The organism is Amycolatopsis acidiphila (assembly GCF_021391495.1).
Classification (GTDB): Bacteria; Actinomycetota; Actinomycetes; order Mycobacteriales; family Pseudonocardiaceae; genus Amycolatopsis_E; species Amycolatopsis_E acidiphila.
In genome coordinates, this window is record NZ_CP090063.1 from 7,611,086 (window position 1) to 7,637,019 (window position 25,934).

A 25,934-nucleotide genomic window follows, 5' to 3' on the forward strand; every position below is an offset into this window, starting at 1 on the left:
AGGATTCGCGGAGGGCGCGGCGACGCGCTTCACAGCAAAGCACGGAGAAAACCGGGACACGACCATCCATTGTGGATGGTCGTGTCCCGGTTTTTCTTGTTTCGGGGTGTCCCGTGGTAGGTCAGGCGGCGGTGGGCCGATTGCGCCGCTGGTTGCGCGGGACGATGGACGCGGCGGCTTCGGCGGTCTCACGGGCCAGTTCGGGCAGAACGTGGGCGTAGGTGTCGGCGGTGACCGCGATGGTGGAGTGGCCGAGTAGTTCCTGCACGACTTTGAGGTCCGCCCCAGCCGCGAGCATGAGTGTGGCGGCCCCGTGGCGAAGGTCGTGCAGGCGCACGGGCGGAAGTTCGGCGGCGTCGGCGATGGCGTGGAAAGCGTCGGTGAGCTTGGCCGGGTGCAGCGGGCTGCCGTCGCGTTCGGTGCACACCAGCTCGTGCTCCAACCATGCGGTTCCGGCCGCCGCGCGCAATTCGTTCTGGTGTTTCTTCTGCCGCCGCAGCACCAGGGTGGTGGCTTCGTCGAGGGCGATGATGCGGCCGGAGGCTTCGCTCTTAGGCTCGCCGAACTCGGCCTTCCAGCCCAGCTGCACGATCGCGGTGGAGATGGTGATCGACCGGTTGGACAGCTCGATGTTCCACCACGGCAGCCCACAGGCTTCACCGCGCCGCAGGCCCCGGTAGGCGATGAGGTGGAACAGCGCGTAGTAGGGGTGCCCCTCTGCTTGGTCGAGGAACTTTCCGATCTGCTCGGGTGTCCACACCATGACCCGCGACGGTTTCTGTCCGGTGCGCTGCCACCGCTCGACCCGGTCCGGTGTCCACAACAGAGCCTTCGGGCGGCGCCCGGAAGGCAGCTCGACGTAGGCGGCCGGGTTGAAGGTGATTTTCTGGGCGCGGATGGCGGCGTTGAGCGCGGCGCGCAGGGTGGCGCGGTAGCGCTGCATGGTGGCCGCGCCCATGACCCGCAGACCGTGCGCGGTCTTGCGGACCTCGGGGTCGTCGCTGTCCTTGGCTGCGGTGATGGTGTCGTTGCGTTCGGCCATCGCGTCGAACATCCGGGAGATGTGGTCGACGGTGAGCGCGTCGAGCCGGTAGTGGCCCAGGTGCGGGATCAGCCAGTTGGTGATGTGGAACTGGTAGGCGATCCGGGTTCCTTCCCTGATCTTCTTGCGAGTGGTGATCCAACTGGTCAGCCATTCGCCGACGGTGGGCATGGCTCCGAGGCTGGCGTTGCCCGCATCGAGCTGCTGGGCGACCTCGTCCGGTGTGGGGAACGGTTCGCCGGTGCGCAGCCGGTTGTCGATGAGGTCGCCGATCGTGGCGAGTGCGGTGTCGCCGCGTCCTTCACCGAGTTCGACGAGATCGGCGATTTTTCCCAGTTGTTCTTGTGCGTCAGTCTGGGAGGCGAAGCCGTGCCGCCTGCGGGTGCGGCGGCTCCCGTCGTGGGTTTTGGGAAGCTCGGCTTGAAACGACCAGGTTCCGTGGTTGGAACTCCACATGCCGTTGGCGCGCTTGAGTTTCGGGCATTGGGAGCCGAGTTGTTTCTTGGTGCCGGGCTTCGTGCAGGTGCAACGTTTGTAGGTGGTGCCTTTGAAAGTCATCGCGGATTTTTCCTTTCCCGCAATCCGTGGGTGTCGCGTTCGGACAGGGGCCATGGACGCTCCGGTGCGCGCAGAGGGGAAGCGTCAGGCATGAGGCTCTTTGTCCAGCCCGAGTAGCTCGATCACACGCGCGACGGGGATGCGGTAGCTGCGGCCGACGCGGACCGCCGGCACCGGGAAGGTTCCGGCGCGGGCGAGTTTGTAGGCCGTGGTGCGGCCGATGCCGAGCATGCGGGCGGCGGTCATCAGGTCGGTGGTCACGCCGAGGTCCCCGAGTCGTTCGCGCGACCACGCCGGTGACGACGCGGCCGTGGTTGTCGAGTCAGGTGTGGCGGGGCGGAGACGGTCGAGATCGTGCACAGCAACCTCCTCGCGGCGAGGCGATGGTGGGTTCGGCGGTAGAGCAGGGGTTCTCGTGCGCGGGCACTGACCAACACGGAACGGGCACCCGACGGCGTTAAGCGTGGAACGCCGGAACGGCGCCCAGCGACGCTGTCAGGCCCGGCACGACAAGCCCGGGACGCAGCTGTCGGCCCTTACGGCACCGGCACCGTGGCGGCAGGACCGCTGCGGCACGAGAACGGAGAGCAGCCGTCGGGATCGTCTTCCTCGATGCCGGGTCGGCCGCGGGTGGCGTCGAGGTCGACTTCGTCCAACGGCAGCAGGGAGCGGTGGATGAAGAACTGGCCGCGCAACGGTTTTCCCTCAGCGTTGGCGCGAGGACTGCCGTTGCGGATCGCCTTGTCGAACTCGATCAGATCCGTCCACGCCTGCGGATCGGTGTCGCGGATGAACCGCAGCCGGGAGTTGCCCGAGTACGGGCAACCGATGCACGAACTTTTCACCACGTCGCCCAGGCCGCGCTCGCGCAAGTAGGCCAGGCAGTCCGAACGCGACATCCCGAGGTCCAGCAGAGGGAAGATGTTGCGGGTGTAGTTGACATCGGAGTCCTTGGCACGGTGGAATTCGTCAGTGGAGATACCGATGGCCTGGTCGACGAACACCCCGCGCGGCACGCGCAGCGGATGCGGGTAGCCGAGGATCTCTCGGACCGCTTTCTTCAGGGGCCGAATTTTATAGTCACCAGTACATTGCCGCCGCGCCATTCCCCTTGAGCCATCAGGGTTTTTGACGAACAACGGCATCGTCACGAAGCGTGCGTTGGGGTTCAGGGCGTCGTGGCGAATGTTGCCATTGGACACCGTCAGCACCGGTATCCCGGCCCGCGCACCGATCCGGCGTGCGATGTCCAGCTGGGCGTAGACCTGCTTGGGTTCCCAGCCTGTGTCGGCGAACAAGGCGGCGTCGAAACGCGGGATCCGGCCCTCGCACGCGAGCAGAAACACCGACAGGCTCTGCACCCCGGCACCAAGGCTCAGGAATCGGCCGCGCGGCCGACCGGGATAGCGCTCGCGACGCGGCGTGCCCGATCGGTGGGCCGCCGGTGTCGTGGACGGACGGCGGCGCGCTGACGACCGTGTCGGCGGGCGCGACGTGGCGGCGCGCGCTGCGGACGGTGGACGCGATGCCATCATCACCACACCTCCTTCCCGTCACCGTGGGCGGCGAATCCGTGGACCGGCGTGAGAAGCCGGTGCGGGATGCGCCGCACGCTGGTCGCGGGATCTTGCGCGGCCCAGAACAGCGCGGGGGTGACCAGGGCGCGATGCGCGGGCTGGTCGGACAGCACCCATTGCTCGACGGGACGGAACGCACCGTTCTCGTCGCGGGTGCCAGTCGCCTGGTAGCCCGTGTATTTGATGTTGGTCAAGATCGAGGCGACTGCTGCGGGCGGCCAGGAGAGGTGCGTCCCGGGCGGCGGGTAGCGGCCGTGATCGGCGTCGAGCCGCGCGGTGATGTCCTCGACGGACAGGCCGGTGACCGCGCGCCAGTAGAAGACGTCCTGCACCACCGGGGCACGGCACGGGTCCGGTGTCAGGCGGGTGCGGGGAGTACCGCGTCGGCTCTGCGCTCCGGTCACGGTCATCGTGGTGTAGCCATATGGCGGGTGGTGAACATTCCAGCCCGCGCGGATCAGGACCGCGATCGCCTCGGCCGACCGTCGCGTCACCGGATGCTGCGCAGGCTGAACACCGGAAGGCGTGTGGCTGGCGAGTGCTCGGTTCGGTGGCCGCCGGTATCGCAGCGCGACGCGGAGGCGGTGGCGGGCGGTACGGACCCAGCGGCGCAGACGGGTCGCGGGGCGGCGTGTCCTGCGGTGTATGGGCATGGCGAAGAGCCCCTTCAAAAGTCGGGCTGCGGAAGCGGGTGGAGCGTGGCGCTCCGGGGCGGGCTCGGCGGTGTCCTCACCCCGGAGCGCCACAGGTTCAGCGGCGCGAGGAGGTACCGCTGCGTCGACCACGCGCGGCAGTCGAGGCCCGGACGGCACCGGATGGGCGCGTCGAGCCGCCGCGCGCTGCGGCAGGGCGGCTCGCGCGGGTCTTGGTGTCCCGGGTCGCGCTGGCCGACGGGTGGCAGGGCGGACGGTGCAGGTGGGTCAGGTCGTCCAGCAGGAGGCGTAGTGCGTGCGCGGCTTGCTGGGGCATGACTCCGTTGCCCAGCGCCCGGAGTTGTGCGGTGCGGGGAAGGTCGAGATGTTCGGCGGTGACCCAGCCCGGGGGCAGGCCCATGAGCCATTCGACGAACGGCGGCGCGAGCACGGGACGTGCGTGCCGTCCGGGTTGCGTCGGGTACGGCGCGGGTCGGCCGGTGATGAGTTCCCAGCGGTGCACGGCGGCGGCGTACTCACCCCAGTCCACCGGCCCGGGTTCACCGCGGGCGGCGCGGCGGGCGCGCGGGGCGCGGGCGGTTGCCACGGTCACTCACCTCCTTCCGTACCCGGGTCTTCGGCTTGGGCGTGGTGACGGCGATGACGACCGAGGGCAGCATCAGATCGCCCTTCGAGCCGCGCTGCGCGGGGCAGCCTTTCGTGCCGTCGGTCGCCCGCGGGGTCGGCAGAAGTCGTAGAGTGTCCAAGAGCGACGGGCCTCCTTGTCGTGACGCGGCGGAGATTCCGTTGGAAGAACCGTCGTGCGCGGTCGGTGTCGGCAGCAGGGCCCCACGCACCCGGGGAAAGACAGCTACGAATCCCCCGTTACCTTTTTCGTAGCTCCTGATCAAGGAGTTCGTGGTCGCCAGGCCCGGCATGACTGAGTCCCCCAGTCGCGTTCATGATCCGGGGGGTGGTGTCACCGGGTTTGGTGGCATCGAGGGACCGCTGATAGGGACACGGCCGCCCGCTGGGTAGGTCTCGTCGTAACGTGGCTGCCGGCCTTTGATGCTCGACTGGTGACCATGCACGACAAGACGGAAGATACCTTCGATGACCAGCGAATACGCCGTGTTCCTCGGCTTGGACGTCGGCAAGGGCGAGCATCACGCGGTCGGTCTGGATCCGGCCGGGAAACGGCTGCACGACGCTCCGCTGCCCAACAGTGAGCCGAAGTTGCGGGCGATGTTCGACAAACTCACTGTTCACGGCCCAGTCCTGGTCGTGGTGGACCAGCCCGCCACGATCGGCGCACTGCCCGTGGCGGTGGCCCGCGCCTGCGGGCACGAGGTGGCCTACCTGCCAGGGCTGGCGATGCGCCGCATCGCCGACCTCTACCCGGGCAACGCCAAAACCGACGCCCGCGACGCCTATGTCATCGCCGACGCCGCCCGCACCCTGCCCCACACCCTGCGCCGGCTCAACGTCGACGACGAAGCCCTGGCCGAGCTGGACGTGCTCGTCGGATTCGACGACGACCTCGCCGCCGAAGCGACCCGGGTCAGCAACCGCATCCGCGGCCTGCTCACCGGCATCCACCCCGCCCTCGAACGCGTCCTCGGCCCCAAAATCAGTCACTCTGCCGTGCTGGAAATCCTGTCCCGCTGCGGCGGCCCTATCGGGATCCGCAAGGCCGGTTGCCGCAAACTCGCGGCGATCGCCACCACCCACGCCCCACGCATGGGCACAAAACTGGTCGAGGACATCCTCGCCGCACTGGACGAGCAGACCGTCACCGTCGCGGGCACCGCCGCCGCGGACAAGATCCTGCCCAGACTCGCCGACAGCCTGAAAACCGTGCTGCAGCAACGGAAAACCGTCGCCGCCGAAGTCGAGGAGATACTCGATGCACACCCTCTTGCCCAGGTCCTGACATCGATGCCCGGCATCGGCGTCAGGACCGCCGCCCGCATCCTCCTCGAAATCGGCGACGCCTCCGGTTTCAAAACCTCCGGACACCTCGCCGCCTACGCCGGCATCGCCCCGGTCACCCACCGCTCCGGAACCTCGATCAAGGGCGAACACCCCGCCAGAACAGGCAACCGCAGACTCAAACGCGCCTTCTTCCTCGCCGCTTTCGCAGCCCTGTCCGACCCCACCAGCCGGACCTACTACGACCGGAAGAGAGCCGAGGGCAAGAAACACAACGCCGCGCTGATCTGCCTCGCCCGCCGCCGCTGCGACGTCCTGTTCGCCATGCTCCGCAGCCGCACCAACTACCGGCACCCCGAACCGACCAGTACCCCCGCTGCCGCTTGACAACAACATAGGGACACCCCCCCCCGAATTTGTGTTGCTGCGCAACACATTTCCTTCGCCGGTGGCGATGGCGTGCTGAGTGCGCGTGCGCGGTCGGGAAGGGACGGCCCGCCGTCGTGCGTTGTGTGGGTGCAGTTCTTCGCGTCCGAGGCCGTCGGAGTCGGCAGCCGCACCGAATCGGTCAGCGTCACGCACCCCGCCGGGATCGGACGGCCCGGATTCGTCACAGTCTGGATCGCCGCCGACCGCGAGTCCGCCGCCGTCGGCGTCGGCAACAACTGGCCCGGCTTCACTACCGAGTCGACCGCGTCGTTGAGGTTCACCTGATGCCCGCCCGCCCGGCGCCGCGCCGGATCGGCCGGACCGCGTGGCTCGCCGTCGCGGGCCTGCGGCGTCGGCATCATCCGCATCCCGTCCCGGCTGGGGGACGGCACACAGGAACACGCGCTCGCGCCGATGGGCGGCTCCGATGTCGGCGGCTCGTACGCAACGCCAGACCGCGTCATACCCCGCTTCGGCCAGCCCGCCGAGTACACGGTCGAGGCCGCCGTTTTTCCATCGGAGGGCGGCGACGTTCTCCACGACGACGAGGCGTGGTCCCAGTACGCGAATGGCGTCCAGGATGCTGCTCCACAGTCCACTGCGAGCGCCTTTCTCGATACCCGCGCGCCGACCGGCGGCGGAAATGTCCTGACACGGAAACCCCGCCGTGAGCACCTCGACCGGTGCGACGGAGGCGAAGTCGACCGCACGTAGATCGCCGAGGTTCACCACGTCTGGCAGCCGCGCGGCGAGGATCGCGGCGGCGTGCGGATCGACCTCGGAGTACCAGGCGATCCGGCCGCCGAGCACGGACGCGACGCCGAGGTCGAGTCCGGCTAGCCCGGTGCACAGCGACCCGATGACCGGGCCTTCGGTCGCGACGAACCGCAGCGGATCGACAGCCTTGGTGTGGCGCTCAGGCATGGTGTGCCTCCCGCGCCTGGACTCGCCGATCCGAGGCAGCGTTCGGCGGTGGGCAGCGGTGGCGGGCGACGGCGCGCCGGGCGGCGGCGGGACGCCGATAGCGGGCGTCCCAGCCGCAATCCCGGCAGTGCACGAGCGTGCTCACGCCTGCCACCGCCCGCTACCCTCGACCCCTCCTCGCGAAGCGACCTGACCGTCGTCCGGCGACGCCGGAAGCGAGGTGCTGCGGGGCACGAGGGGCTTGGCAAGCACGACGACGTCCTCGTGCGAAATCAAATGCAACGGCAGGCCCTGCTCGCGCTGTTTACGGATGAAGTCGCGCTGGAAGAAGCTGCCGCGGGCGACCAGCTCGCGGTCGGCGACCCGGGCCAGCAAGGCGACGCAGCGTTCGACCGGGACCAGGCCGGCGGCCTGGCCGCAGGCGATGATCTGCGAGGGCAGGTCGATCAGTTCCGAGTGCTCGCGCCACGGCCGCACGGTGATCGCGACGTGCCCGCCCGGGCGCAGCACGGCCGCGCAGCCGGTCAGGATGCGGGTGAACCCCGCCAGCAGCCGGTGGTGGCCGACGTTGGCCAGGTTCCCGCGATCCAGCGCCGAGCCGTAGCGGTGGTGGTACTTGTGCACCTTGCCGTCCGGTGAGTCCGTGCCGGCGGTGACGACCTGCCCGTGCGTCGACGGACCGTACGGCGGGGAAGTGACCACCAGCGCGACCTGCCCCCGGTAGCGCTCGGGCAACAGGAACGGAAGCTGGCGGGCGTCGCCGTGCACGATCTCGCCGTCGTGGTCGTGCCCGCGTTCCCGGGCCAGCTCGAGGTTGGCGCGGGCGACGCTGACCCAGTGCGGTTCGTACTCCACGCCGACCGCGCGGCGCCCGGCGTCGATCGCCTCCACGAGGGTGGTGCCCGATCCGGCCATCGGGTCGAACACCACCTCGCCGGGGCGGGTGTACTGCCGGATGGCGTGCGCCGCCACGGCCGGGAGCATCTTCGCCGGGTGCGCGGTGGAGTCGGTCACGTAGCGGCCCTTGCGCTGCGCGGCCGGGGAGGTCTGCGCTGTCGCCCACACCGACAGCGGCAACTCGCCCGCGTCGGTCACCCCGGTCACGGCGGCCGGGTCGGTCGGGTCGGTCGGGTCGCTCCCGGCCGGGGCGCTCGTCTGCCTCGTAGTGGTGTGCCCGGCCGTGTCCAGGGCCTCGATGAGCGCGCGCGAAATCGGCACGGTCGGGTCGTCACCGCCGTGGGAGGTGGAGCCGGTCGATGCCGAAGGGTGCTGGTGGGACATGAGCGTGGTGCCTTTCGCGGGTGTGGGGACGACCGACAGGGGCTCGGGCGAACGCGACGAGGACGGGGTCATTGGCCGCCTCCGGCGGCGGGCCCGTACCCGTGCGCGGCACTCGCCGGACCGGTCTCGGGTGGCGGCGCGGCAGAGTCGGCCGGTTGCGCAAACGCAAGGACGTCGCCGTGCACGCGCAGGTGCGGCGCGGGCAGCCCGCGCACCGTCGCGCGGTGCCGGGCGCGGTCGTACTCGGCGGCCACCGCCGCGCTCGGCGCGGCGTGCAGACGGCCCTCGCGGACCGGGGTGTGCAGGGCGACGATGTGCTGCAGGTAGAGCAGATCGGCGTGCTGCGCGGCGGCCACGATCGCGCCGGTCGGGTCGACCAAACGCCCCCGCGTCCAGTCACTGTGCGTATACACCGCGAAGATGCCGCCATGCCGTAGCCGGTCCGCCGCCAACAGCGCGAGCCGGTCCAGCGACACCGTCTCGGCGGCGTGTGCGGGCAACGACACGAGCACCAGATCCGCACGCCCGCCGACGTCCGATTCCGGCGCACCCGACCCCGCGAGGGCACCGGTGCGCGCCGGGATCGACGGCGATCCTGCGAGGGCCGCGGATGGGTCGGCGGAGTCGGTGACCAGGTCGGCCCAGAACGGGCGCGACGACGTGACGGAGACATCCGTGCGCGGGTCGAGAGTGAGCGTGTCGGCGGTGCGACCGAGTGCGCGCACCGCCTCGCGCGCCGCGTCCATCGACGCGGCACCGGTCGTCGTGGCGCCGTCTGTTCCGGGGGTCGTGACCGTGGTCGACGCCGTGCCGATGTCGACCAGAACGACCCGCGCGCCGGGGTCGGTGAACGCCCCCGTGATGGTCTCGACGATGGGCACCGGCCATGCCGCGTGGGCGTCGACCGGTTCGGCTCCGCACGTCCACACCGTGGCGGGAGTCGGCGCCGCCGACGAGGTCGTCGCGCGCCGGCGCGCCGGTGCTGATGCGCCCTCGGGACGCGAGGTCGCGCGGGTCGGCCGGGCACCCGCCGCGGTGGTGCGAGAGCGGGCTCCGGGGTAGGGAGCGCGGTCGCCACCACGCCGGGTGCGCGGCGGACGAGTCGAGTCTCCACGACGACCAGGACGGCCATCCGGAGACTGCGAACGCTGGGCCATGAGAGGTCCTCCTCGGACGAGAACAGCCGGGCGGTGACCGGCTTGGTTCGTGCTGTCGTGGGGCAATACCGGGAAAACCCCGAATTTGCGACACGCTCTCGCCGAGAAATTTGAAAATGTTCGCTTCACCCTTCTCCGGCCAAGCCCCAAGACGAACCAGGAGCAAGGAATTAAGATGGGACTTCTTGATGACAACCCTGTCAGCGGCTTCCGGTGAAACGGCGACGATCCAACTTTTTGTTCCGGTCGCCACGCGGAGCGCCTCAACGACCCTCGACCGCCCTCCGCCTTTGAGTCGCTACTCATGGCTACCGGTGCCACGGGGCGTTTCATCCCAGTTCAGGGGACTGATTACAGGCGCCTCAAAGATCGACAACGCCGCCGGGCCCCCCTTTTGCGGCGGTGATTGAAATTTCACATACCTATAGTTTGAGGCGCTTTTGAGGCGCTTTTGGCACGGTTTTGAGGCGCTTTTGAGGCGGTTTTGAGGCGCCCTCGATGGCTTGCTGACGGCTCACCAATCGGTCGCATTTACCAGGGGAGCTGTCATGGATTTTCCCTCGCGTGAAAACGAGGTCGCCGAACGCGTGTACTACGTGCGCGCCAATCCCGATTTCGTCAAAGACTCCGATGTATTCGCGATGGCGCGCTCGAGCTTCGCGTGGCTGGTGACCGGACCGGAGCCGGTCAGCGTCGACGGCCGCGAGATCCCGGGATTGCCGCCGCGTCTGGTGCCGCTGGACGAGCTCGGCACCATGCTGCTGGCCGAGGATTGCACGCAGGCCACGCGCGACGCCGCGTGGGCGTATCTGATCACCCGTGCCCGCACCGAGGGCGGCACGTGGACGGTGGCGTGTGTCGGGCTGGCGCTGCCGGTGCTGCTGCGGGTCGCGGCGATCGTGACCCGCCGATTCACCGGCGACACCCACGACCTCAACGCCGCCGTGCTGACCGGGTTCCTCGCCGAACTGCGCGAGGTCGATCTGATCCGGCCGGCGATCCTGGCGCGGCTGTACTACGCGGCCTACCGGGAGGGGCGGCTGGCGCTGCACGACGCCGTTGGCGGCCCAATCCCGGCCGGGGATCTGGTGTTCGATTCCGCCCCGCCGCCGCGCCCGGAAGGTCACCAGGATCTGGTGCTGGCCACAGCGGTGCGGGCCGGCGCGATCACCGCCGACGAGGCGGGCCTGATCTCCGAGACCCGCGTCGGTGAAACGTCGCTGGCCGAGGCCGCGCACGCGCGGGGCATGACCTACAAGGCGACCGCGAAGATCCGCGAACGCGCCGAGCCTCGCCTCGCCGCCTACCTGATTGAGCAGTCCGCGGACGCCGCCGCGACATCGCCGGCCGAACAGTCGGACTCGCCTGCCCCGCCTCGCGTGCGCCGCGGCCCGGCCCGCACGCGCCGGACCGAGCAGACCACCGGCACCCGCCGCACGAGGTTACGCAACGTGACCAGGGGCGGAGCGGTGCCGGAGAAAAAAGTTCGCCGAACCGTGTCGCAAAACGGCCCGAAATCCCGCATTGCCTCGCGCGGGACCCGCCTGCCCGCAGACCGCCGTTCCCGCGCCCGCCGCACCAGCTCCGGTCCGGCCGCGCACACCAGCCGGGAGGTCCGCTCATGCGACTGACGCCCCTTCGCCGCCATCATCTCCGCCCACCCGCACGCCGTACCGCGTCCAGCCGTCCCGGTTCCCCGGCCACCACGCCGCGACCGCGTACGACACAGCAGCGGGCCACGACCACAGCCGCGCACCACGCCGGGAGTCGCTGCGCGGGTTCCGCCGACACCACGGCCGCGCCCACCCCGGCGCGGCCACGACGCGGTGCGCACCGCCGCCGCGTCGTCCTGCTCATCGGGTGGCTGGTCGCCGCCGGTGTGCTGCTGACGTCCTCGGTCGCGCGAGCGGAGACCGTCCAGATCGTCGCGCTCGCCCAGACCGTCGACCAGGTCCTCAACAACATCCGCAACTGGATCATGGGGATCCTCGCACTGGTCACCGTCGTGTTCCTCACCATCGGCGGCCTGCGCTACCTCATGGCCTCCGGTGACCCCGGTGAAGTCGAGAAGGCCAAGGGCGCCTTCAAAGCCGCCGGCATCGGCTTCGGGCTCGCCGCGCTCGCCCCGCTCGTGGTCGAGATCCTCAAGGGCATCGTGGGCGGGGTGTGAGCCATGGCCGCACATCGCCACACACCCACAGCCCGGCGACGCGACCCAGCTCGGCGCCCCACGACGACGCCGATCGTCCGTCCTTCCCGCGCCACCGATCCGGGCCGTCGCAGTGACAGCGCGAGCACCGGGCCCGGCCGCGACGAGCGGCTCATGGTCGGTCCACCCACGGCCCCGGCGAGGCGCCGTCGCGGGCGCGACGGCTGGGGACGCTGGATGCCCAGGCGGCGCTGGGCCCGCGCACTCGCGGTACTGGTGCCGCCGCTGGCGGCCATAGCCGGAATCGCACTCACCGCCTCGGCTGCACCCGGGCCCACATCTCAGCCAGCGGCAGCGGCCGCACCGCTGGCGCCCGCGCAACCGCCGGTGTTGCCGCTGCCTCCGGTACCGCAGCCCAGTTGCGGCCCGGGCTCGGCCGACCCCGCGTGCATGCTGCCCAGTAACACTCAGCCGCCGAAGCCGTCGGGTCTGCCGAGCACCCCGCTCGTGCCGCCGTCGCAGCCGCCGGTGTCGTGTTTCCCGGGTGCCTTGATGCCCGAGTGCGGACCGCTCGGTGGCACCCCTCCGCCGACCACGTCGGTGCCCGCACCGTGCGAAGGGCCGAACTGCATTCCGCAGCCGACTCCGATCGATCCACGCGGCCCCGGGCACACTCCGGGGCCGGGCTCGGGCAACGGAGACCGGCCCGACGAGTGCGGCCTCACCGACCCGATCGCTTGTGTCACCGAAGGCATCGACAGCTTCTTTCGCGGTGTCGTCACCGACGCGCTCAACCCGCTGCTGGAGTTGCTGGGCAAGACCCTGCTGACCACGCCCGAGCCGAGCGCGCTGCCCAGCGTCGGGCAGCTGTGGACCGAGTCGTGGCAGATCCTGCTCGCCGTCTACGTGATCATCGTCCTGGTCGCCGGGATGGTCGTCATGGGCTACGAGACCCTGCAGACCCGCTACACCATCAAGGAGATCGCGCCCCGCGTTGTCATCGGGTTCCTCGCCGGAACGCTGTCGCTGTTCATCGCGACGAAGGCAATCCAGATCGCCAACGCCCTCGCGCAAGCGGTGATGGGCTCCGGCGTCAGCCCGGAGGCCGCGGGCAAGGCGCTGACGGACATGGTCCTCGGCGCGCTCAACGGCGGCGGCCTGTGGCTGATCTTCATCGGCTTCGCCCTCGCGGTGATGATCATCATCCTGCTCATCACGTTCATCGTGCGGGTGATGCTGACGATCCTGCTGATCGCGGCGGCGCCGATTGCGCTGATGTGGCACGCCCTGCCCCACACGGAGGGCATCGCGCAGGCGTGGTGGAAAGCGTTCGGCGGGGTGCTGGCCATCCAGGTCGGCCAGTCGCTGGCGATGGTCGTGGCGTTGCGGACCTTCTTCGCCCCCGGCGGGTTCACGGTGTTCGGCCCGAACCTCAACGGGCTGATCAACCTCTTGCTGTGCCTCGCGCTGATGTGGGTGCTGATCAAGATCCCGTTCTGGTGCCTGCGTCCGATGAGCAGCGGGCGGCGCTCGATGCTCGGCTCGCTGGTGCGCGGCGCGATCGCCTACAAAACGATGGGCCTGCTCGGCGGCGCCAGCTCCCTGTTCGGCGGCAAAGGCGGCAAAGGCGGCGGCCCCCGCGGGAGGGGCGGCGGCGGTGCCCCGGCGGACCCGCCGTCCACGCGCTCGGGCCAGTTCATGCTGCCGATGCGGGTCCGCCGCACACGGCCCGCGCCACGTCGGTCACCGCACCTCGGCGAGCTGCCAGGCACCGGAAGCGGCGCGGACCGCAGGCCCGGTCCCGGGCAGATGTCGCTGTTCACCACGAGCGGCTCCGGGGACGAGCGTGAGGTGGCGGCGAACCCACGGGCGCTACCGCCGGACTCGCTGCCGGGCGCGCTGCCGCGTGATCAGCTCGGGTTGCCGATCACCACGCGGCGGGATCCGGATCGGGTCGGGCGCCGGTCGCTGGCCGACGATCTCGCCGAGCGGCGCGGCGGTATGCCGCCGGTGTCGCAGCCGGGGTTGCTCACCTCGGACGGGCGGATCAACCGCAACGCGCGCCCGCCCGCGCACCTGCCCCGCGCGTTGGTGGCGCCGAACGCCGGGATGCTGCCCATCCACCTGCGTCCCGCGCCACCGCGCACGCCTCGGCGGACGGTGGCCGACGACCTCGCCAACCCCACACCGCCGCCGCGGCAGACCGGGCCCGGACTGATCACCCCGTCCGGCCAGATCAATCGCGCGGCCCGCGCCCCACGCCGCCCTACGCGGGATGCCTACACCGGAAACCGGCCGCTGGCCTCGGGCCAGTACCCGCTGCCGCTCGGCGTGCGCCGCGAACCCAAGCCCAAGCCGCCACCGGCCAGTGGCCCGGGCACCTCGGCACCGCCACCGAAGCGCCGAGCCGGAACGCAACTGCCCCTGCCCCTGGACCTGCCCGGTCGCCGGGGCCCGAAGAAGAAGTGAGGTCGCATCGCCATGACTTCTCCAGTGCGTGTGCCCGCCGACGTCGACCGCCCGGACCGGGTACTCGGGCCGCTGACCGCCCGGCAACTCGCGATCCTCGGCGTCGCCGGGCTGCTGCTCTACGGGCTCTACAGCATGACCCGGTCTCTGGTGCCGCTGCCGGTGTTCCTGATTTTCGCGGTGCCGGTGGGGCTCGCGGTCACCGTGCTGGCCCTCGGGCAGCGTGACGGGCTTCCGTTGGACAAGCTCGCGCTCGCCGCCCTCCGGCAGCACCTGTCCCCTCGGCACCGGGTCGCCGCCCCCGAAGGCGTGCGCGCGGCCCCGCCGTGGCTGACCGCCCAGAAATCCGAGGCGCGAACACGAGGCCGAGGGCGGCACCCGGCCTCGGCCGAGCCGGTGTCTCCGGCGCCGCTGGAACTCCCGGCCAGCGGTGTCGCCGACACCGGCGCGCAGGCCGGGATCGTCGACCTCGGCACCGACGGGCTCGCGGTCATCGCCGTGTGCAGCACTGTGAACTTTTCCTTGCGTACGCCCGGGGAGCAGGAGGCGCTCGTCGCGTCGTTCGCCCGCTACCTGCACTCCCTGACGGCGCCGGTGCAGATCCTGGTGCGGGCCGAACGGCTTGATCTCGCACCGCAGATCGCCGAGTTGCGTGCCCGTGCCGGCGGGCTTCCGCACCCCGCGCTGGAAGCCGCGGCGCGGGACCACGCGGACTACCTCGCCGAGCTCACCGCGCAGGCGGATCTGCTGCGCCGCCAGGTGCTGCTCGTGCTGCGCGAACCTCTGCGCACCGGTCCCACGCCCGCTGCCGCGTCGAGCATGTTGCCGTGGCGGCGGCGCCGCAGCGACGAGCAGTCGGTGGACGACGGGGTGCGGCAGGCGGCCGAGCAGCGGCTGGTGCGCCGCCTCGGCGAGGCCACGGAGCTGCTCTCCCCCGCCGGGATCGTCGCCACCCCGCTCGATGCCGCCGCCGCGACCGGGGTGCTGGCGGCGGCGTGCAACCCCGACACCTTCCTGCCGCCGTCAGCGGGGCTTGCTGGGGCCGACGAGGTCGTCACCGCCACCACCACCTTCACCGACCTCTACGGCCCCGACGAACCCGCCGACGACACCGACCTCGCGGCGCCGTCTCGCCCGGTCCGCACGACGCGCACACCCACGGCGCCGTCATCCCGGCGCCGCGCTCCAGCGACGAGCCCACCCCGCGGCCCGTCGACTCGCGGCCCCGAACCCTCCCGCCCGGCGACCTCCCGATCCAGCCGGTCGCAAGCGGGGCCCTGGCTGCCCGAGGACGAGGACTGGGACTACGACGACGAACTCGAAAGCAGGTAGACCACTCATGGCACGCACCAGAAACCACACGCCCGGACACCGTTCCGGGTCGGCGGGGGCGTTCACTCCCGACTCGTTGTCGGTGGCCGCCCGACACCTGGAAATCGGCAACGAGTTCGTCGCCTCGTTCGGCGTCACCGGCTATCCGCAGGAGGTCTATCCCGGGTGGCTCGCCCCGCTGTTGACCTACCCGGCGCGGTTGGACGTCTCGGTGCACGTCCAGCCGGTGGATCCGGCTACCGCCGCCAGCGGGCTGCGCAAGCAGCGCGCGAAGCTGGAGTCGTCCCGGCGGCACAACGCCCGCCATGACCGGCTCGACGACCCCGAGGTGGACGCCGCCGCCGAGGACGCCGCCGACCTCTCGCGGCGCATCGCGCGCGGCGACGGGCGCCTGTTCCGCTTCGGGCTCTATCTGACCGTGCACGCCCCGGACGAGAAGGCGCTCGCCGAAGAGGTCTCGGCGCTGCGGTCGTTGTGCGCGTCGTTGTTGCTGGACGCGAAACCCGCGACGTATCGGGCGTTGCAGGGCTGGGTGTCCACGTTGCCGCTCGGGCTGGACCCGCTGGGATTGAAGCGGACATTCGACACCGCCGCCGTGTCGGCCGCGTATCCGTTCACCTCGCCGGATCTGCCGCCGACCGACCCGACCACCTCGGCCCCGTCCGGGGTGCTCTACGGCTACAACGTCGGCAGCTCCGGGCTGGTGCATTGGGATCGGTTCGCCTGCGACAACTACAACTCCGTCGTCCTCGGTAGGTCGGGCGCGGGCAAGAGCTATTTCGTCAAGCTCGAGACGCTGCGCAGCCTCTACCGCAACCTCGGCGACGACGAGGACGGGTGGGCCTCCGACGGGGTGCAGGCGTTCGTCGTCGACCCCGAGGACGAGTACGCCCGCCTGGCCTCCCAGGTCGGCGGCACCTACGTGCACCTCGGCGCGGGCGGAGTCAGGTTGAACCCGTTCGACCTGCCCGTGCACACCGACGCACGCGGGCGGCGCACCGCCCCGCAGGACGCGCTCAAGCGGCGCAGCCTGTTCCTGCACGCCGTGCTCGCCGTCCTGTTCGGTGCCGAGGTCACCGCCGCCGAGCGCGCGGTGCTCGACACCGCGATCACCGCCACCTACCACCACGCGGGCATCACCGACGACGCCCGGACCTGGACACGCCCGGCGCCGCTGCTGCGCGACCTGCGCGACGTGCTCGCCTCCTCCGGTGACGGTGGTAATGCGGTAGCGGCCGATCTGGCGGCGAGGCTGCACCCGTTCGTCGACGGCGCGTTCAGCGACCTCTTCGACGGACCCACCACCGCCACCCCGGACGGGCACCTCGTGGTCTTCTCCCTGCGGGACCTGCCCGACGAGCTGCGCCCGATCGGCACCTTGCTCGTGCTCGACGCCGTCTGGCGCCGCGTCTCCAACCCCGCATACCGCCGGCCCCGACTCGTGGTGGTCGACGAGGCGTGGCTGCTGATGCAGCAACCCGAAGGCGCCCGCTTCTTGTTCCGGATGGCCAAAGCCGCCCGCAAACACTGGTGCGGGCTCACGGTGGCGACCCAGGACACCGCCGACGTGCTCGGCAGCGACCTGGGCAAGGCCATCGTGAGCAACGCGGCCACCCAGGTGTTGTTGCGCCAGGCGCCCCAAGCCATCGACGAGATCGCCGAGACCTTCGACCTTTCCGCCGGAGAGCGGCAGTTCTTGTTGTCCGCCGACCGCGGGCAGGGCTTGTTGTCCTCGGGGACGCAGCGAGTGGCGTTCCAGTCGCTGGCCTCGCCCACGGAGAACTTCCTGGTCACCACTTCCCCAGAGTTCCTCGCAACTTTACCCGAATCTGAGCGGAACTCTGGGTATTTGGTGCTTGACGATGATAGCTGAATCCCGGAGTTGGGGAACTATGGAATCGTCATTCCTTTGTGGATTGTTCGTATTCGGCGATGCCGGGGTGGTCGACGCTGCTGGTGTAGCGGTAGGCGCCGGCGATGGACAGGCCGAACAGTTCGCAGAGCTGGCGGACGTCGCCGCCGGTGGCGTGGGCTTCGTCGAGGATGCGGTCCTGGCGGATGGCTTGCGCGATCATGCCGAGCCGTTTGCGGATCCACCACGGGGTCGCGGGCGTGGTGGTGTTGGCGTTGCGGTAGTGGATGAACAGGTGCGGATTGGCGGTGTCGGGCCAGGTCCGTTGTCGGTAGTCCAGGTAGGCCGACACTCGTGCCCGGACCGGCTCGGCGAGCGGCACGATGCGGTCGGGCAGGTAGAGGCGACCGTCGCGCACGTCGGCGAGCTGCAGCTGGAGCAGTTGCCAGATGCGGATGGCGTGGAAGGCCAGCAGCGCGGCCAACGCCGCGCGGGTCGGGTCGTCGGAGTTGAGCGCGCCGCGCAGCTCGGTGAGATCGATCGGTGCGGGCACGTGTTTGTCCGGGGTGGGCACGCTGATGCGCGTGGTGGGGTTGATGAAGGTGAGCTTGCGGGCCTTGAGGATCCGGAAGATCGACCGAAGCCCTTGCAGGGTGCTGCTGCGCGGACTGCCGCTGGGCGGCAGGGCGGCGAGCACGTCGTCGCGGCCGATCTCCCGCAGCGAGGGGTGGGTGCGTGCCCAGGCGCGGATGATCGGCAGCGCGTAGCCCAGCTGCGAACGCACCGTGTTGTCGGAACGGGGACGAAATCGCGGTGGGGTGGTGCTGCCGTTGCGGGCGATGTCGAACCAGACCTCGAGTTCGTGACGGATGTCCTCGGGCAGTCCGGTGATCTGCAGCTGGAACCAGCGCTCGGTGGGCGGGACGCGGTCGTCGGCGAGCATGCCGGCGACGGTCAGCACGTCGAGCACCGGGCGCACGGGGTGCCGGATGCGCGAGAGGGGCAGGACGTCGCTGGCGCGGATCGCGGCACCGGGGGTGTCTTGCATGCCCAGCAGCATCCGGATCGCCCGCTGGGCGCGTTCGGTGACGGTCCTGCTCCAGCCGTGCGCGGCGGCGTGCTCGCGCACGAACTGGTGCCAGGCGGCCTCGCGGGCCGGGTCGGGCGGCGGTGGGAATCCCTTGCGCAGTCCGGCTTTCAGGTCCCGCGGCAGTTCGAGCAGCACCAGCTGTTCGTAGGGCACCGGGTGCAGCAACGACAGGTTCGGTGGGATGGTTTTCTTGACGTAGGGCCGTTGGCCCTGTCCTTCGCGGTGCCACATGCCGGCGAAGAACAGCTGCTGCCCGAACACGTTGGCCTCGGCCAGACTGATGCTGCTGGGCCGCTGGTCGCGGTCCTGGGCGAGCAGGCTGCGCGTCTTGCAGCACAACCGGCACGACCCGCCCTCGTTGAGCGCCACCTCGTTCCCGCAGGTGTCGCACACACCCTTGTGTCGGTATTTCTCGCGCCAGCTACGGCAGCCCACGCACAGCCAACCGTAGGTGCGGGTCACGCCCCAGGCGTGGCAGTCGAGACACGAGTCGACCACGACCGTTTGTCGCGCGAGCGTGCCGGGCGACTGCCACAGCGGCGACTTCTCGCCGGGCGCGTGGCTGTGGCAGCGGGCGCACAGCCCGGACGTGTAATAGTCGTTTGTGGACCCGCATTTGCGGCACGGTGGCGGGGCGATCGGGCCGCCGGGCCAGCACTGGAAGCAGTACGGGACCTCCCGCATCGCCGGGGGACGCACCCCGCACACCCGGCAGCGGCGGGGACGCCCGGTCACGCCGGCGGCACCGATCGATGTCGCCCCAGCCGCGGGGTGATCGGCGCGACCGTGCCCGTGTCGGCCTTGCGGGGCCGACGAGCGGCGACCTTCTCCGGCTCGGGGATCAGCAGATCAGTCGGTGCGCACTCCAGCACCGCGCAGATCACGTCGAGATCATCGAGCCGGATCGTGGTGGGATTGCCGATCCACAGGTTCGACATCTTGCCCGCGCTGATATCCAATCCCGCCTCGGCGAGCCTGCGGCGCATCTCCGTGGACTTCCAGATCCCTGCCTCGGCGGCTTTCATTCGCAGGTTCCAGCGCATCGCGCTACCCTTCCTCGGTGCCCAGCCGGGCGGCCACGCGCTGGTTGGCCTTGGCCCAGGCATGTTCGACGTGCTCGGACTCCACGTGGATGTACGCGGTCGTGGTCGAGAGCCACGAGTGGCCCAAAACCTCTTGTATAGCTTTAAGATCCATGCCTCGCGCATACAGCGACGATGCACAGTAGTGCCGCAATGTATGCGGTGTCAGCCTTCCTGCCCAGTCCGGCAGCCATCGTCCGGTCGCCTCCGCCAACCCGTCCCGCAACGTCTGGTCACCAACCCGGCCACAGAATCCGGTGTGCGGGTCCTGGCGCTCACTCGGCAGCAGCGGCGCGTCGGGATGCTCCCAGTCCTCGCCGAACTGGTGACGCACTTCCACCAGCCACCAGTCCAGCAACTCGGCCACCGAGTTGATCGCCGGAACGAGCCTCGTCTTCGGGCCGCGTCCCCGGCTTCCTTTGCCGAATCGGACATGCAGCTTGCCGTACTCGCCCAGATCCCGGCGCCAGTCGCGCATGTCGAGCATGTAGGTCTCCTGGATCCGCAACCCCGCCCGGCGCCACAACGACGCCGCCAGATAGTCCCGAGCCGCAGTGCGGAACTTCCGGGCGTGCTCCAGCGAGTCCCGCCACTCGGTGAACAACAGCTCGGTTTCCTTGTCCGAGGGCGGTATTCGAGGTGTCCCGTAGTCGGCCTTGGCCGGCCGGTTGTGCTCGTCGATCGGTTGCGCCACCACACACCCGGCGAGCGCGTGAATGTCGCCCTGATAACGGCCGATCAGGAAATCGAAGAAGTGCCCGATCGCCCACGCCTTGTGCTGCACCGTCAACCGGGACCTGCCCAGATCCTTGCGCTGGCGAACCAGAAACCGGTCCGCGTCAGCAGGCTCGGCTGTCCACACCGGACGACCGAGGAATTGGATGAACTCGAAGATCGCTGCTCGGTCGTTGTTCACCGTGCTGTCGCAGACTCCCGCCCCCATCGAGGCAAGCAGGTACTGATCGACGAGCTCCTGCTCGAAGTCCTCCAGGTCCTGGGTCGTGCTCAGCTTCCGCGGCCCGCGCAGCGACCGCACCACCGCCAGCCCCACCGCGCCTCCCGACCGTGTCCCCGAGTTGAACGGAAACGACAATGCCTCATCAACATCGGCAGCCTGTCGGAAATCCTGACGTCATGTCAGAGAGTCCACACCATCGAGTGAGAGCGCGCTGGCCAGCGCCCCAGCGTCGACAAAGAACAGCCAGCACCGACGAACACCGGGAAGTTCCGGTAACCGACCCCGCCGAACTCGCCCGGTTCGCCGAACACGATCCGGACGCCACCGACAGCGGTCTCGCCGACGCCTACGTCGACCTCGGGCCCGCCGACTCCCTCGCCATGGACGACGCCCCGGACCCCGACGACACCGGGTTCGACGACGCGGCGCAGGTCGACCTCGACCCCGCGTGACCCGGCCCCGAGCCGATCTCGATTTTCCTTGTCTCGCACGAGTTCCCGGAAGGGAGTACCCGCTATGGCTACGCGCGCTGCGGCATCGCCGGTGACGGCGAACTGGGTAGGTGACTACCTGCGCGACCCGGGCGGCACCACCGGCGATCTGCTCGCCGCCCTGCGCGATTGGGCGCTGGTGTGGGGACCGGTCGCCGTCCCGGCCCTGGCCGTGGCCCTGGCGGGCTGGATCGCCGCCCGGCGCTGGTGGCGCGCTCGCCGTCACACCGCCCTGCAGGTCGATGCTCGCCGGATCACCGTGCTCGCCCCGCCCACCGTGGATCCCGCCGGCGGGGCCGCGGTGTGGTCCAACCTCGTCGGGCTCTTGCGCCCGGCCTGGCGGCGGCTGTGGGCCGGCCAACCGCACCTCGCGATGGAGTACGTGTTCGGCGAGCACGGCGTCACCGTGCAGTTCTGGGTCCCCGGCGTCATCCCGCCGTCCCTGGTCGAGCGGGCGGTCGAGGCCGCCTGGCCCGGGTCGCACACCCGCACCAGCGCCGCCACCTCCCCGTTCCCCGCCCTGGAGACCGGGCGGCGGCGGATCACCGTCGGCGGGCAACTGCGCCTCGCCCGCTCCGAAGCACTGCCCATCCGTACGGCGTTTGACGCCGATCCGATCCGCGGGCTCCTGGGCGCCCCGGTCGGGCTCGGCCGCGACGAGCACGCCTGCGTGCAGATCCTCGCCCGCCCGGTCACCGGCCGCCGCGTCGCCCAGGCCCGCCGCGCCGCCCGCCGAGTGCACCAGGGCTCGTCGGGTCGCCTCGGCGGCCGGATCCTCGACGCGATCACGCCGGGCGCGAAGGCCACCCGCGGCGGCCGGACCTCGGACTCGCGGCGCATCAGCCAGGACCCGCAGCTGTCGCTGGAATATTCCGCCCAGAACAAGGCCATCGTGGGCAAACAGCGCGGCTCCCAGTACGAGACCGTGATCCGCTACGCCGTCGCCGCCGACCTGCCTGCCGAGGCCACCGACGAGCTGGCGCGCCAGGCCCGCGACACCGCGCGCGGGCGGGCGCACGCGCTGGCCGCCGCGTTCGCCGCCTACACCGAGCACAACCACTACACCCGCACCCGCCTGCGCCACCCCGCGCACGCGCTCGCCGAACGGCGCCTCGACCGCGGTGACCTGCTGTCGGTGCCGGAGCTGGCGGCGCTCGCGCACCTGCCCACCGACGCCGAGATCCCCGGTGTCGAACGGGCGGGCGCCAAGGCCGTCGCCCCGCCGCCCGGGGTCGCCACACCGGGGCCGGAGGTCAAACCGCTGGGGCAGTCCGATACCGGGCACGCCCGTCCGGTCGGGCTGCGGGTCGCCGACGCACGCCACCACCTCCACGTGCTCGGCGCCACCGGCAGCGGGAAGTCGACCTTGCTGGGCAACATGATCCTCGACGACGCGGACAACCATCGCGGTGTCGTCCTGATCGACCCGAAGGGCGACTTGGTCACCGACGTCCTCAACCGCCTGCCGCGCTCGGCAGCGGAGCGAGTGGTGCTCTTCGACGCCGACTCCCTGCACCGCCCACCCATCCTCAACCCGTTGGAGGGCGGGGAAACCGACCGCGAAGTCGACAACCTCGTGTCGGTGTTCCGCCGGGTGTATTCCGCGTTCTGGGGGCCGCGCACCGACGACCTGATGCGCGCCGCCTGCCTCACCCTGCGCGCCCAGGAAGGCGTGCCCACCCTGGCCGATCTACCGAAACTCCTGGCCAGTGAAGCGTTCCGGTCCCGCATCACCGCCGGGCTCACCGATCCGGTGCTGACCGGATTCTGGGAGTGGTACGACGACCTCACCGACAGCTCCCGCAGCCAAGTGATCTCGCCGCTGATGAACAAGCTGCGGGCGTTTCTGTTGCGGCCCTTCGTGAAAGAGGCCATCGCCGGAGGACGCTCCACTGTGGACATGGCCGAGGTGCTCGACGAGGGCGGGATCTGCCTGGTGCGTATCCCGAAAGGCTCGCTCGGTGAGGAGACCACGCGGCTGGTCGGGTCGCTGGTGGTGGCCCGCACGTGGCAGGCGACCACCGCCCGTGCCCGCGTTCCGCAGCGCCTGCGCCCGGACGCGAGCCTCGTGGTCGATGAATGCCACAACTTTCTGAATCTTCCCTATCCGCTGGAAGACATGCTCGCCGAAGCGCGCGGATTTCGTGTCTCGATGACCTTGGCCCACCAGCACCTCGGGCAGCTCTCCCGCGAATTGAAGGAAGGCATCTCCACCAACGCCCGTAGCAAAGTCTTCTTCTCCGCCAGCCCCGAAGACGCCCGCGAACTCGCCCGGCACACCGCGCCCCGGCTGTCCGATCACGACCTGTCCCACCTCGGCGTCTACCACACGGCGACGCGGCTAGTGGTGCGCGGCGAGGAGACCGAGCCCTTCACCATGACCACCACGCCTTTGCCCGACCCCATTCCCGGGCGGGCACGCGAAATCCGTGCCGTACTCCGCGCCCAGCGCCGAGCGCACGGCACCGCGACCAGCGACGGCGCCACGACCACCCGCGCCAGTACTCCCGCCACCGCGACCAAGACGCGGTCCGGGCCGACCGGGCGGCGGGTTCCGCCGACCGGTCGGCGGGTTCCGCCGACCCGGCCGCCCAAGACCGACCCGCGCCGCACCCGCCCCTAACTCCCGCACGCGGCGACTTCGCCGCACCCACAAAAGAAATAGCCACCGCCATCGGCCACGCCCGGGGCTCAGTTCGGGCTGCCCACAGCACTTGTCCACACCCTGTTCACAACTCCGCGAAGGAGCGCTCGTGATCACCACCACCACCCGTCGTCAGCACACCTTGCGCGGCCACCTACCAGGCCGCCACACCGCCCGCGCCGCCAGCTCGGTCGAACACCAGGCCATGCTCGCCTCGCGCCTGACCACCCGGGACAAATGGCTCCTCGCCCTGCTGCACGAGCACCGAGTCCTGACCACCAGCCAAATCCAGGACGCCGCCTTCCCGTCGGGCCGCTCGGCGCGCCAGCGGCTGCGCGATCTCTACCTCTGGCGCGCTGTGTCGCGTTTCCAGCCGTTTCAGCAACTCGGCTCCGCCCCCATGCACTACGTCCTCGGCCCGGCCGGGGCCGCTGTGCTCGCCGCCGAACACGGCCTGGAAGTCAAAGAACTCGGCTACCGGCACGACCGCGCCATGGGTATCGCCCATAACCAGCGGCTCGCGCACACCGTCGGCGTGAACGACTTCTTCACTTCACTGATCGCCCGCACCCGCCACACCCCGGCGGCCCGCGCGGAGGCAGTAGTGGCGTGGTGGTCGGAATCCCGCTGTGCGAGGCATTTCGGCGACCTCGTCATCCCCGATGGCTACGGCCGCTGGCGCACCCGCGTCGGCACCGCCGCCCGGGAGGTGGAGTGGTTCCTCGAGTTCGACACCGGAACCGAGTCCCTGACCAAGGTCGGCCGGAAGCTGGCCGGATACGCGCGGCTGGCCGAGTCCACGGGCATCGCCACGCCGGTGCTGGTGTGGCTGCCCACCACCCGCCGCGAAGCCGGGGCCCGCACCGCCCTCGCGCGTGTGCACGCCGACCTCGACGACCCCCGCGCAGTGCCGGTGGCCACCGCGGCGGCCGACCTGCTCGATCCCACCGCGCCGCATCCGAGCCCGGCTGAGGCGGTGTGGCTGCCGCTGACCTCGGCGCGTGTCGACCGCGCCGGCCCGCGGTACAGCCTCGCCGACCTCGCCGACGCCTGGCCCGGCCTGGCGCCGCCGGCCGGGCTCGCCACCGAGGACGGCGACGGCGAGGTCGGCGAGGTCGGCGATGTCGCCGCGGCCTCGCCGTATCGGCTGCCGCCGCCGAGTTCGGTTCCGCCGCCGGCCACGCCGAACCGTGTCGCTCGCGGCGAGCACTGACACAAGGCGCCCTGCCTCAACCCCGCGGCAATTCGGTCCCCGGCCGGTCTCTTAGCGCACCACGGAAAGGAGAGCGATCCAACTATGGGAAGCAAAATCGCGGTCTGCGTCGCCGCCTTGGTCCTCGCCATTCCACTGCTCATCGGCGCCGGGATCGCCGGGATCATCAGCACGCTCTTCGGCAGCAGCGGGTCGTCGGGTTCGCTGACCTGCACGCCCGACGGTGCGCCTACCGGCACGGTGCCGGGCTTGACCGCCGAGCAGATGGGCAACGCGGCCACCATCGTCGCGGTCGGCAAGCAGATGGGTGTGCCCGAGCCGGGCTGGGTCGTCGCTATCGCCGCCGCGATGCAGGAATCCAAGCTGCAGAACCTGCCCTACGGCGACAGGGATTCCCTCGGACTCTTCCAGCAGCGGCCCTCGATGGGCTGGGGCACCCCGCAACAGGTCACCACACCAACCTACGCGGCAACGAAATTCTTCGAACACCTCACGGCCACACCGAACTGGCAGAAGATGAGTGTCAACGACGCCGCGCAGACGGTCCAGGGTTCGGGGTTTCCGAATGCCTATGCTCAGCACGAAGAGAAGGCGCGCGCGATTGTCGCCGCCGTGTCCGGCGTGCGCTGTCAACCGGCACCCGCGACGACCGGAACCGGTGATTGCAACAATATCCAGGCCGCGACCGCCGCCGCGATGACCGCGATCAATTACGCGTGCGGACAGAGGGGGCTGCCATATGTGTGGGGCGGTAACGGCCCGCAGAATGGGGACAACGGATTCGACTGCTCGGGGCTGACCAAGGCCGCCTACGAGGCGGCCGGGATTTCGCTTCCGCGTACAGCTGACGCCCAGTACAGTGCCGGGAATCGCGTGCCCGACGGGCAACCCCTCCTACCGGGCGACCTCGTCTACTACGGCCCGACCTCGAACATCCGACACGTGGGACTCTATATAGGAAACGGAAAAATGCTGAACGCCCCCGACTTTGGCCAATCCGTACAAATCGACAACTACCGCTACCCCGGAGACGATTACGCGGGCGCCACCCGACCCGCGCACTAATCAATCGAATATTTACGCAATATTGCGCGAGTAAACAACAACCATACAGTGACCGCG

At 70.3% G+C, this 25,934-nt stretch carries 22 protein-coding genes and 1 pseudogene; 12 read left to right on the forward strand and 11 right to left on the reverse strand.

All coding sequences use genetic code 11. From position 1 onward, the window contains the following. Positions 1–121 precede the first annotated feature (121 nt). From LWP59_RS37245 to LWP59_RS37265, 5 genes are all read right to left on the reverse strand, one after another. Positions 122–1,600 (reverse strand): tyrosine-type recombinase/integrase, encoded by a 1,479-nt coding sequence (locus LWP59_RS37245; protein WP_101436257.1) that lies wholly within the window; start codon positions 1,598–1,600, stop codon positions 122–124. Positions 1,601–1,684: 84 nt separating this feature from the next. Next, on the reverse strand, positions 1,685–1,960 hold the full coding sequence (locus tag LWP59_RS37250; RefSeq protein WP_101436258.1) for a helix-turn-helix domain-containing protein: 276 nt from the start codon (positions 1,958–1,960) through the stop codon (positions 1,685–1,687). Positions 1,961–2,136: 176 nt separating this feature from the next. Further along, positions 2,137–2,961, reverse strand: coding sequence for an adenine nucleotide alpha hydrolase family protein (locus LWP59_RS37255; protein WP_229857915.1), 825 nt, complete (start codon positions 2,959–2,961; stop codon positions 2,137–2,139). Between the two features lie 173 nt (positions 2,962–3,134). Next, positions 3,135–3,671, reverse strand: a complete 537-nt coding sequence (locus LWP59_RS37260; protein WP_158242473.1) for a recombinase family protein — start codon at positions 3,669–3,671, stop codon at positions 3,135–3,137. Between the two features lie 256 nt (positions 3,672–3,927). Continuing rightward, entirely contained in the window at positions 3,928–4,422 is a 495-nt protein-coding gene (locus LWP59_RS37265; RefSeq protein WP_143271384.1) for a hypothetical protein, read from the reverse strand. 500 nt (positions 4,423–4,922) lie between these two features. On the opposite strand from LWP59_RS37265, the gene LWP59_RS37270 reads away from it, so the two are divergent. Beyond that, positions 4,923–6,128, forward strand: coding sequence for an IS110 family RNA-guided transposase (locus tag LWP59_RS37270; RefSeq protein ID WP_037361642.1), 1,206 nt, complete (start codon positions 4,923–4,925; stop codon positions 6,126–6,128). Between the two features lie 129 nt (positions 6,129–6,257). Further along, on the forward strand, positions 6,258–6,455 hold the full coding sequence (locus tag LWP59_RS37275; RefSeq protein ID WP_167441924.1) for a hypothetical protein: 198 nt from the start codon (positions 6,258–6,260) through the stop codon (positions 6,453–6,455). Positions 6,456–6,614: 159 nt separating this feature from the next. On the opposite strand, the pseudogene LWP59_RS37280 reads toward LWP59_RS37275, so the two are convergent. The 3 genes and pseudogenes from LWP59_RS37280 to LWP59_RS37290 form a co-directional block, all read right to left on the reverse strand. After that, positions 6,615–7,094 (reverse strand): annotated as a pseudogene (locus LWP59_RS37280) (DNA cytosine methyltransferase); the annotation flags it as partial. Positions 7,095–7,235: 141 nt separating this feature from the next. Then, positions 7,236–8,375, reverse strand: coding sequence for a TRM11 family SAM-dependent methyltransferase (locus tag LWP59_RS37285; RefSeq protein ID WP_183127682.1), 1,140 nt, complete (start codon positions 8,373–8,375; stop codon positions 7,236–7,238). A 68-nt stretch (positions 8,376–8,443) separates the two neighbouring features. Then, on the reverse strand, positions 8,444–9,256 hold the full coding sequence (locus tag LWP59_RS37290; protein ID WP_229857917.1) for a hypothetical protein: 813 nt from the start codon (positions 9,254–9,256) through the stop codon (positions 8,444–8,446). Between LWP59_RS37290 and LWP59_RS37295 the strand changes: the two genes are divergently transcribed. The 6 genes from LWP59_RS37295 (at position 9,249) to LWP59_RS37320 (ending at position 17,355) form a co-directional block, all read left to right on the forward strand. Then, entirely contained in the window at positions 9,249–9,437 is a 189-nt protein-coding gene (locus LWP59_RS37295; protein WP_101436261.1) for a hypothetical protein, read from the forward strand. The two genes, LWP59_RS37290 and LWP59_RS37295, sit on opposite strands and share 8 nt — an antisense overlap. A 643-nt stretch (positions 9,438–10,080) precedes the next feature. Further along, a complete protein-coding gene (locus tag LWP59_RS37300) occupies positions 10,081–11,163 on the forward strand; it encodes a hypothetical protein (protein ID WP_101436262.1) in 1,083 nt (360 codons plus the stop codon). A gap of 218 nt (positions 11,164–11,381) precedes the next feature. After that, entirely contained in the window at positions 11,382–11,702 is a 321-nt protein-coding gene (locus LWP59_RS37305) for an Mbov_0395 family pilin-like conjugal transfer protein (protein WP_101440869.1), read from the forward strand. Between the two features lie 531 nt (positions 11,703–12,233). Beyond that, on the forward strand, positions 12,234–14,150 hold the full coding sequence (locus tag LWP59_RS37310; protein ID WP_144637765.1) for a hypothetical protein: 1,917 nt from the start codon (positions 12,234–12,236) through the stop codon (positions 14,148–14,150). A gap of 12 nt (positions 14,151–14,162) precedes the next feature. Then, positions 14,163–15,482, forward strand: a complete 1,320-nt coding sequence (locus LWP59_RS37315) for a PrgI family protein (protein WP_183127684.1) — start codon at positions 14,163–14,165, stop codon at positions 15,480–15,482. Between the two features lie 7 nt (positions 15,483–15,489). After that, positions 15,490–17,355 carry a VirB4 family type IV secretion system protein gene (locus tag LWP59_RS37320; protein WP_144644217.1) on the forward strand — a complete coding sequence of 622 codons (1,866 nt, stop codon included), beginning with the start codon at positions 15,490–15,492 and terminating at the stop codon, positions 17,353–17,355. 28 nt (positions 17,356–17,383) lie between these two features. On the opposite strand, the gene LWP59_RS37325 is transcribed toward LWP59_RS37320, so the two are convergent. From LWP59_RS37325 to LWP59_RS37335, 3 genes are read right to left on the reverse strand one after another with little or no spacing between them, the layout of a single operon-like run. After that, a complete protein-coding gene (locus tag LWP59_RS37325) occupies positions 17,384–19,159 on the reverse strand; it encodes a hypothetical protein (RefSeq protein WP_101434544.1) in 1,776 nt (591 codons plus the stop codon). Next, the gene (locus tag LWP59_RS37330; protein WP_101434545.1) at positions 19,156–19,467 is read right to left on the reverse strand and encodes a helix-turn-helix domain-containing protein; all 312 of its coding nucleotides are present in this window, start codon (positions 19,465–19,467) and stop codon (positions 19,156–19,158) included. Before LWP59_RS37330 ends, LWP59_RS37325 begins: the two co-directional genes overlap by 4 nt. Positions 19,468–19,471: 4 nt before the next feature. Then, on the reverse strand, positions 19,472–20,422 hold the full coding sequence (locus tag LWP59_RS37335) for a tyrosine-type recombinase/integrase (RefSeq protein ID WP_233921960.1): 951 nt from the start codon (positions 20,420–20,422) through the stop codon (positions 19,472–19,474). Between the two features lie 242 nt (positions 20,423–20,664). Between LWP59_RS37335 and LWP59_RS37340 the strand changes: the two genes are divergently transcribed. From LWP59_RS37340 to LWP59_RS37355, 4 genes are all read left to right on the forward strand, one after another. Further along, a complete protein-coding gene (locus tag LWP59_RS37340) occupies positions 20,665–20,916 on the forward strand; it encodes a hypothetical protein (protein WP_101436263.1) in 252 nt (83 codons plus the stop codon). Between the two features lie 64 nt (positions 20,917–20,980). Continuing rightward, positions 20,981–23,578, forward strand: a complete 2,598-nt coding sequence (locus LWP59_RS37345; RefSeq protein ID WP_101436264.1) for a type IV secretory system conjugative DNA transfer family protein — start codon at positions 20,981–20,983, stop codon at positions 23,576–23,578. 133 nt (positions 23,579–23,711) lie between these two features. Then, on the forward strand, positions 23,712–24,812 hold the full coding sequence (locus LWP59_RS37350; RefSeq protein ID WP_101440870.1) for a replication-relaxation family protein: 1,101 nt from the start codon (positions 23,712–23,714) through the stop codon (positions 24,810–24,812). 84 nt (positions 24,813–24,896) lie between these two features. After that, positions 24,897–25,877, forward strand: a complete 981-nt coding sequence (locus LWP59_RS37355; RefSeq protein ID WP_101436265.1) for a C40 family peptidase — start codon at positions 24,897–24,899, stop codon at positions 25,875–25,877. Positions 25,878–25,934: the final 57 nt, after the last annotated feature.

Excerpts from the sequence above, each read along its gene's own strand:
- LWP59_RS37330 (WP_101434545.1), bottom strand. The coding sequence starts at position 19,467 with ATGCGCTGGAACCTGCGAATGAAAGCCGCCGAGGCAGGGATCTGGAAG.
- LWP59_RS37310 (WP_144637765.1), top strand. The coding sequence starts at position 12,234 with ATGCCCGAGTGCGGACCGCTCGGTGGCACCCCTCCGCCGACCACGTCG.
- LWP59_RS37320 (WP_144644217.1), top strand. The coding sequence starts at position 15,490 with ATGGCACGCACCAGAAACCACACGCCCGGACACCGTTCCGGGTCGGCG.
- LWP59_RS37270 (WP_037361642.1), top strand. The coding sequence starts at position 4,923 with ATGACCAGCGAATACGCCGTGTTCCTCGGCTTGGACGTCGGCAAGGGC.
- LWP59_RS37245 (WP_101436257.1), bottom strand. The coding sequence starts at position 1,600 with ATGACTTTCAAAGGCACCACCTACAAACGTTGCACCTGCACGAAGCCC.
- LWP59_RS37300 (WP_101436262.1), top strand. The coding sequence starts at position 10,081 with ATGGATTTTCCCTCGCGTGAAAACGAGGTCGCCGAACGCGTGTACTAC.
- LWP59_RS37315 (WP_183127684.1), top strand. The coding sequence starts at position 14,163 with ATGACTTCTCCAGTGCGTGTGCCCGCCGACGTCGACCGCCCGGACCGG.
- LWP59_RS37295 (WP_101436261.1), top strand. The coding sequence starts at position 9,249 with ATGGGCACCGGCCATGCCGCGTGGGCGTCGACCGGTTCGGCTCCGCAC.
- LWP59_RS37355 (WP_101436265.1), top strand. The coding sequence starts at position 24,897 with ATGGGAAGCAAAATCGCGGTCTGCGTCGCCGCCTTGGTCCTCGCCATT.
- LWP59_RS37345 (WP_101436264.1), top strand. The coding sequence starts at position 20,981 with ATGGCTACGCGCGCTGCGGCATCGCCGGTGACGGCGAACTGGGTAGGT.
- LWP59_RS37285 (WP_183127682.1), bottom strand. The coding sequence starts at position 8,375 with ATGTCCCACCAGCACCCTTCGGCATCGACCGGCTCCACCTCCCACGGC.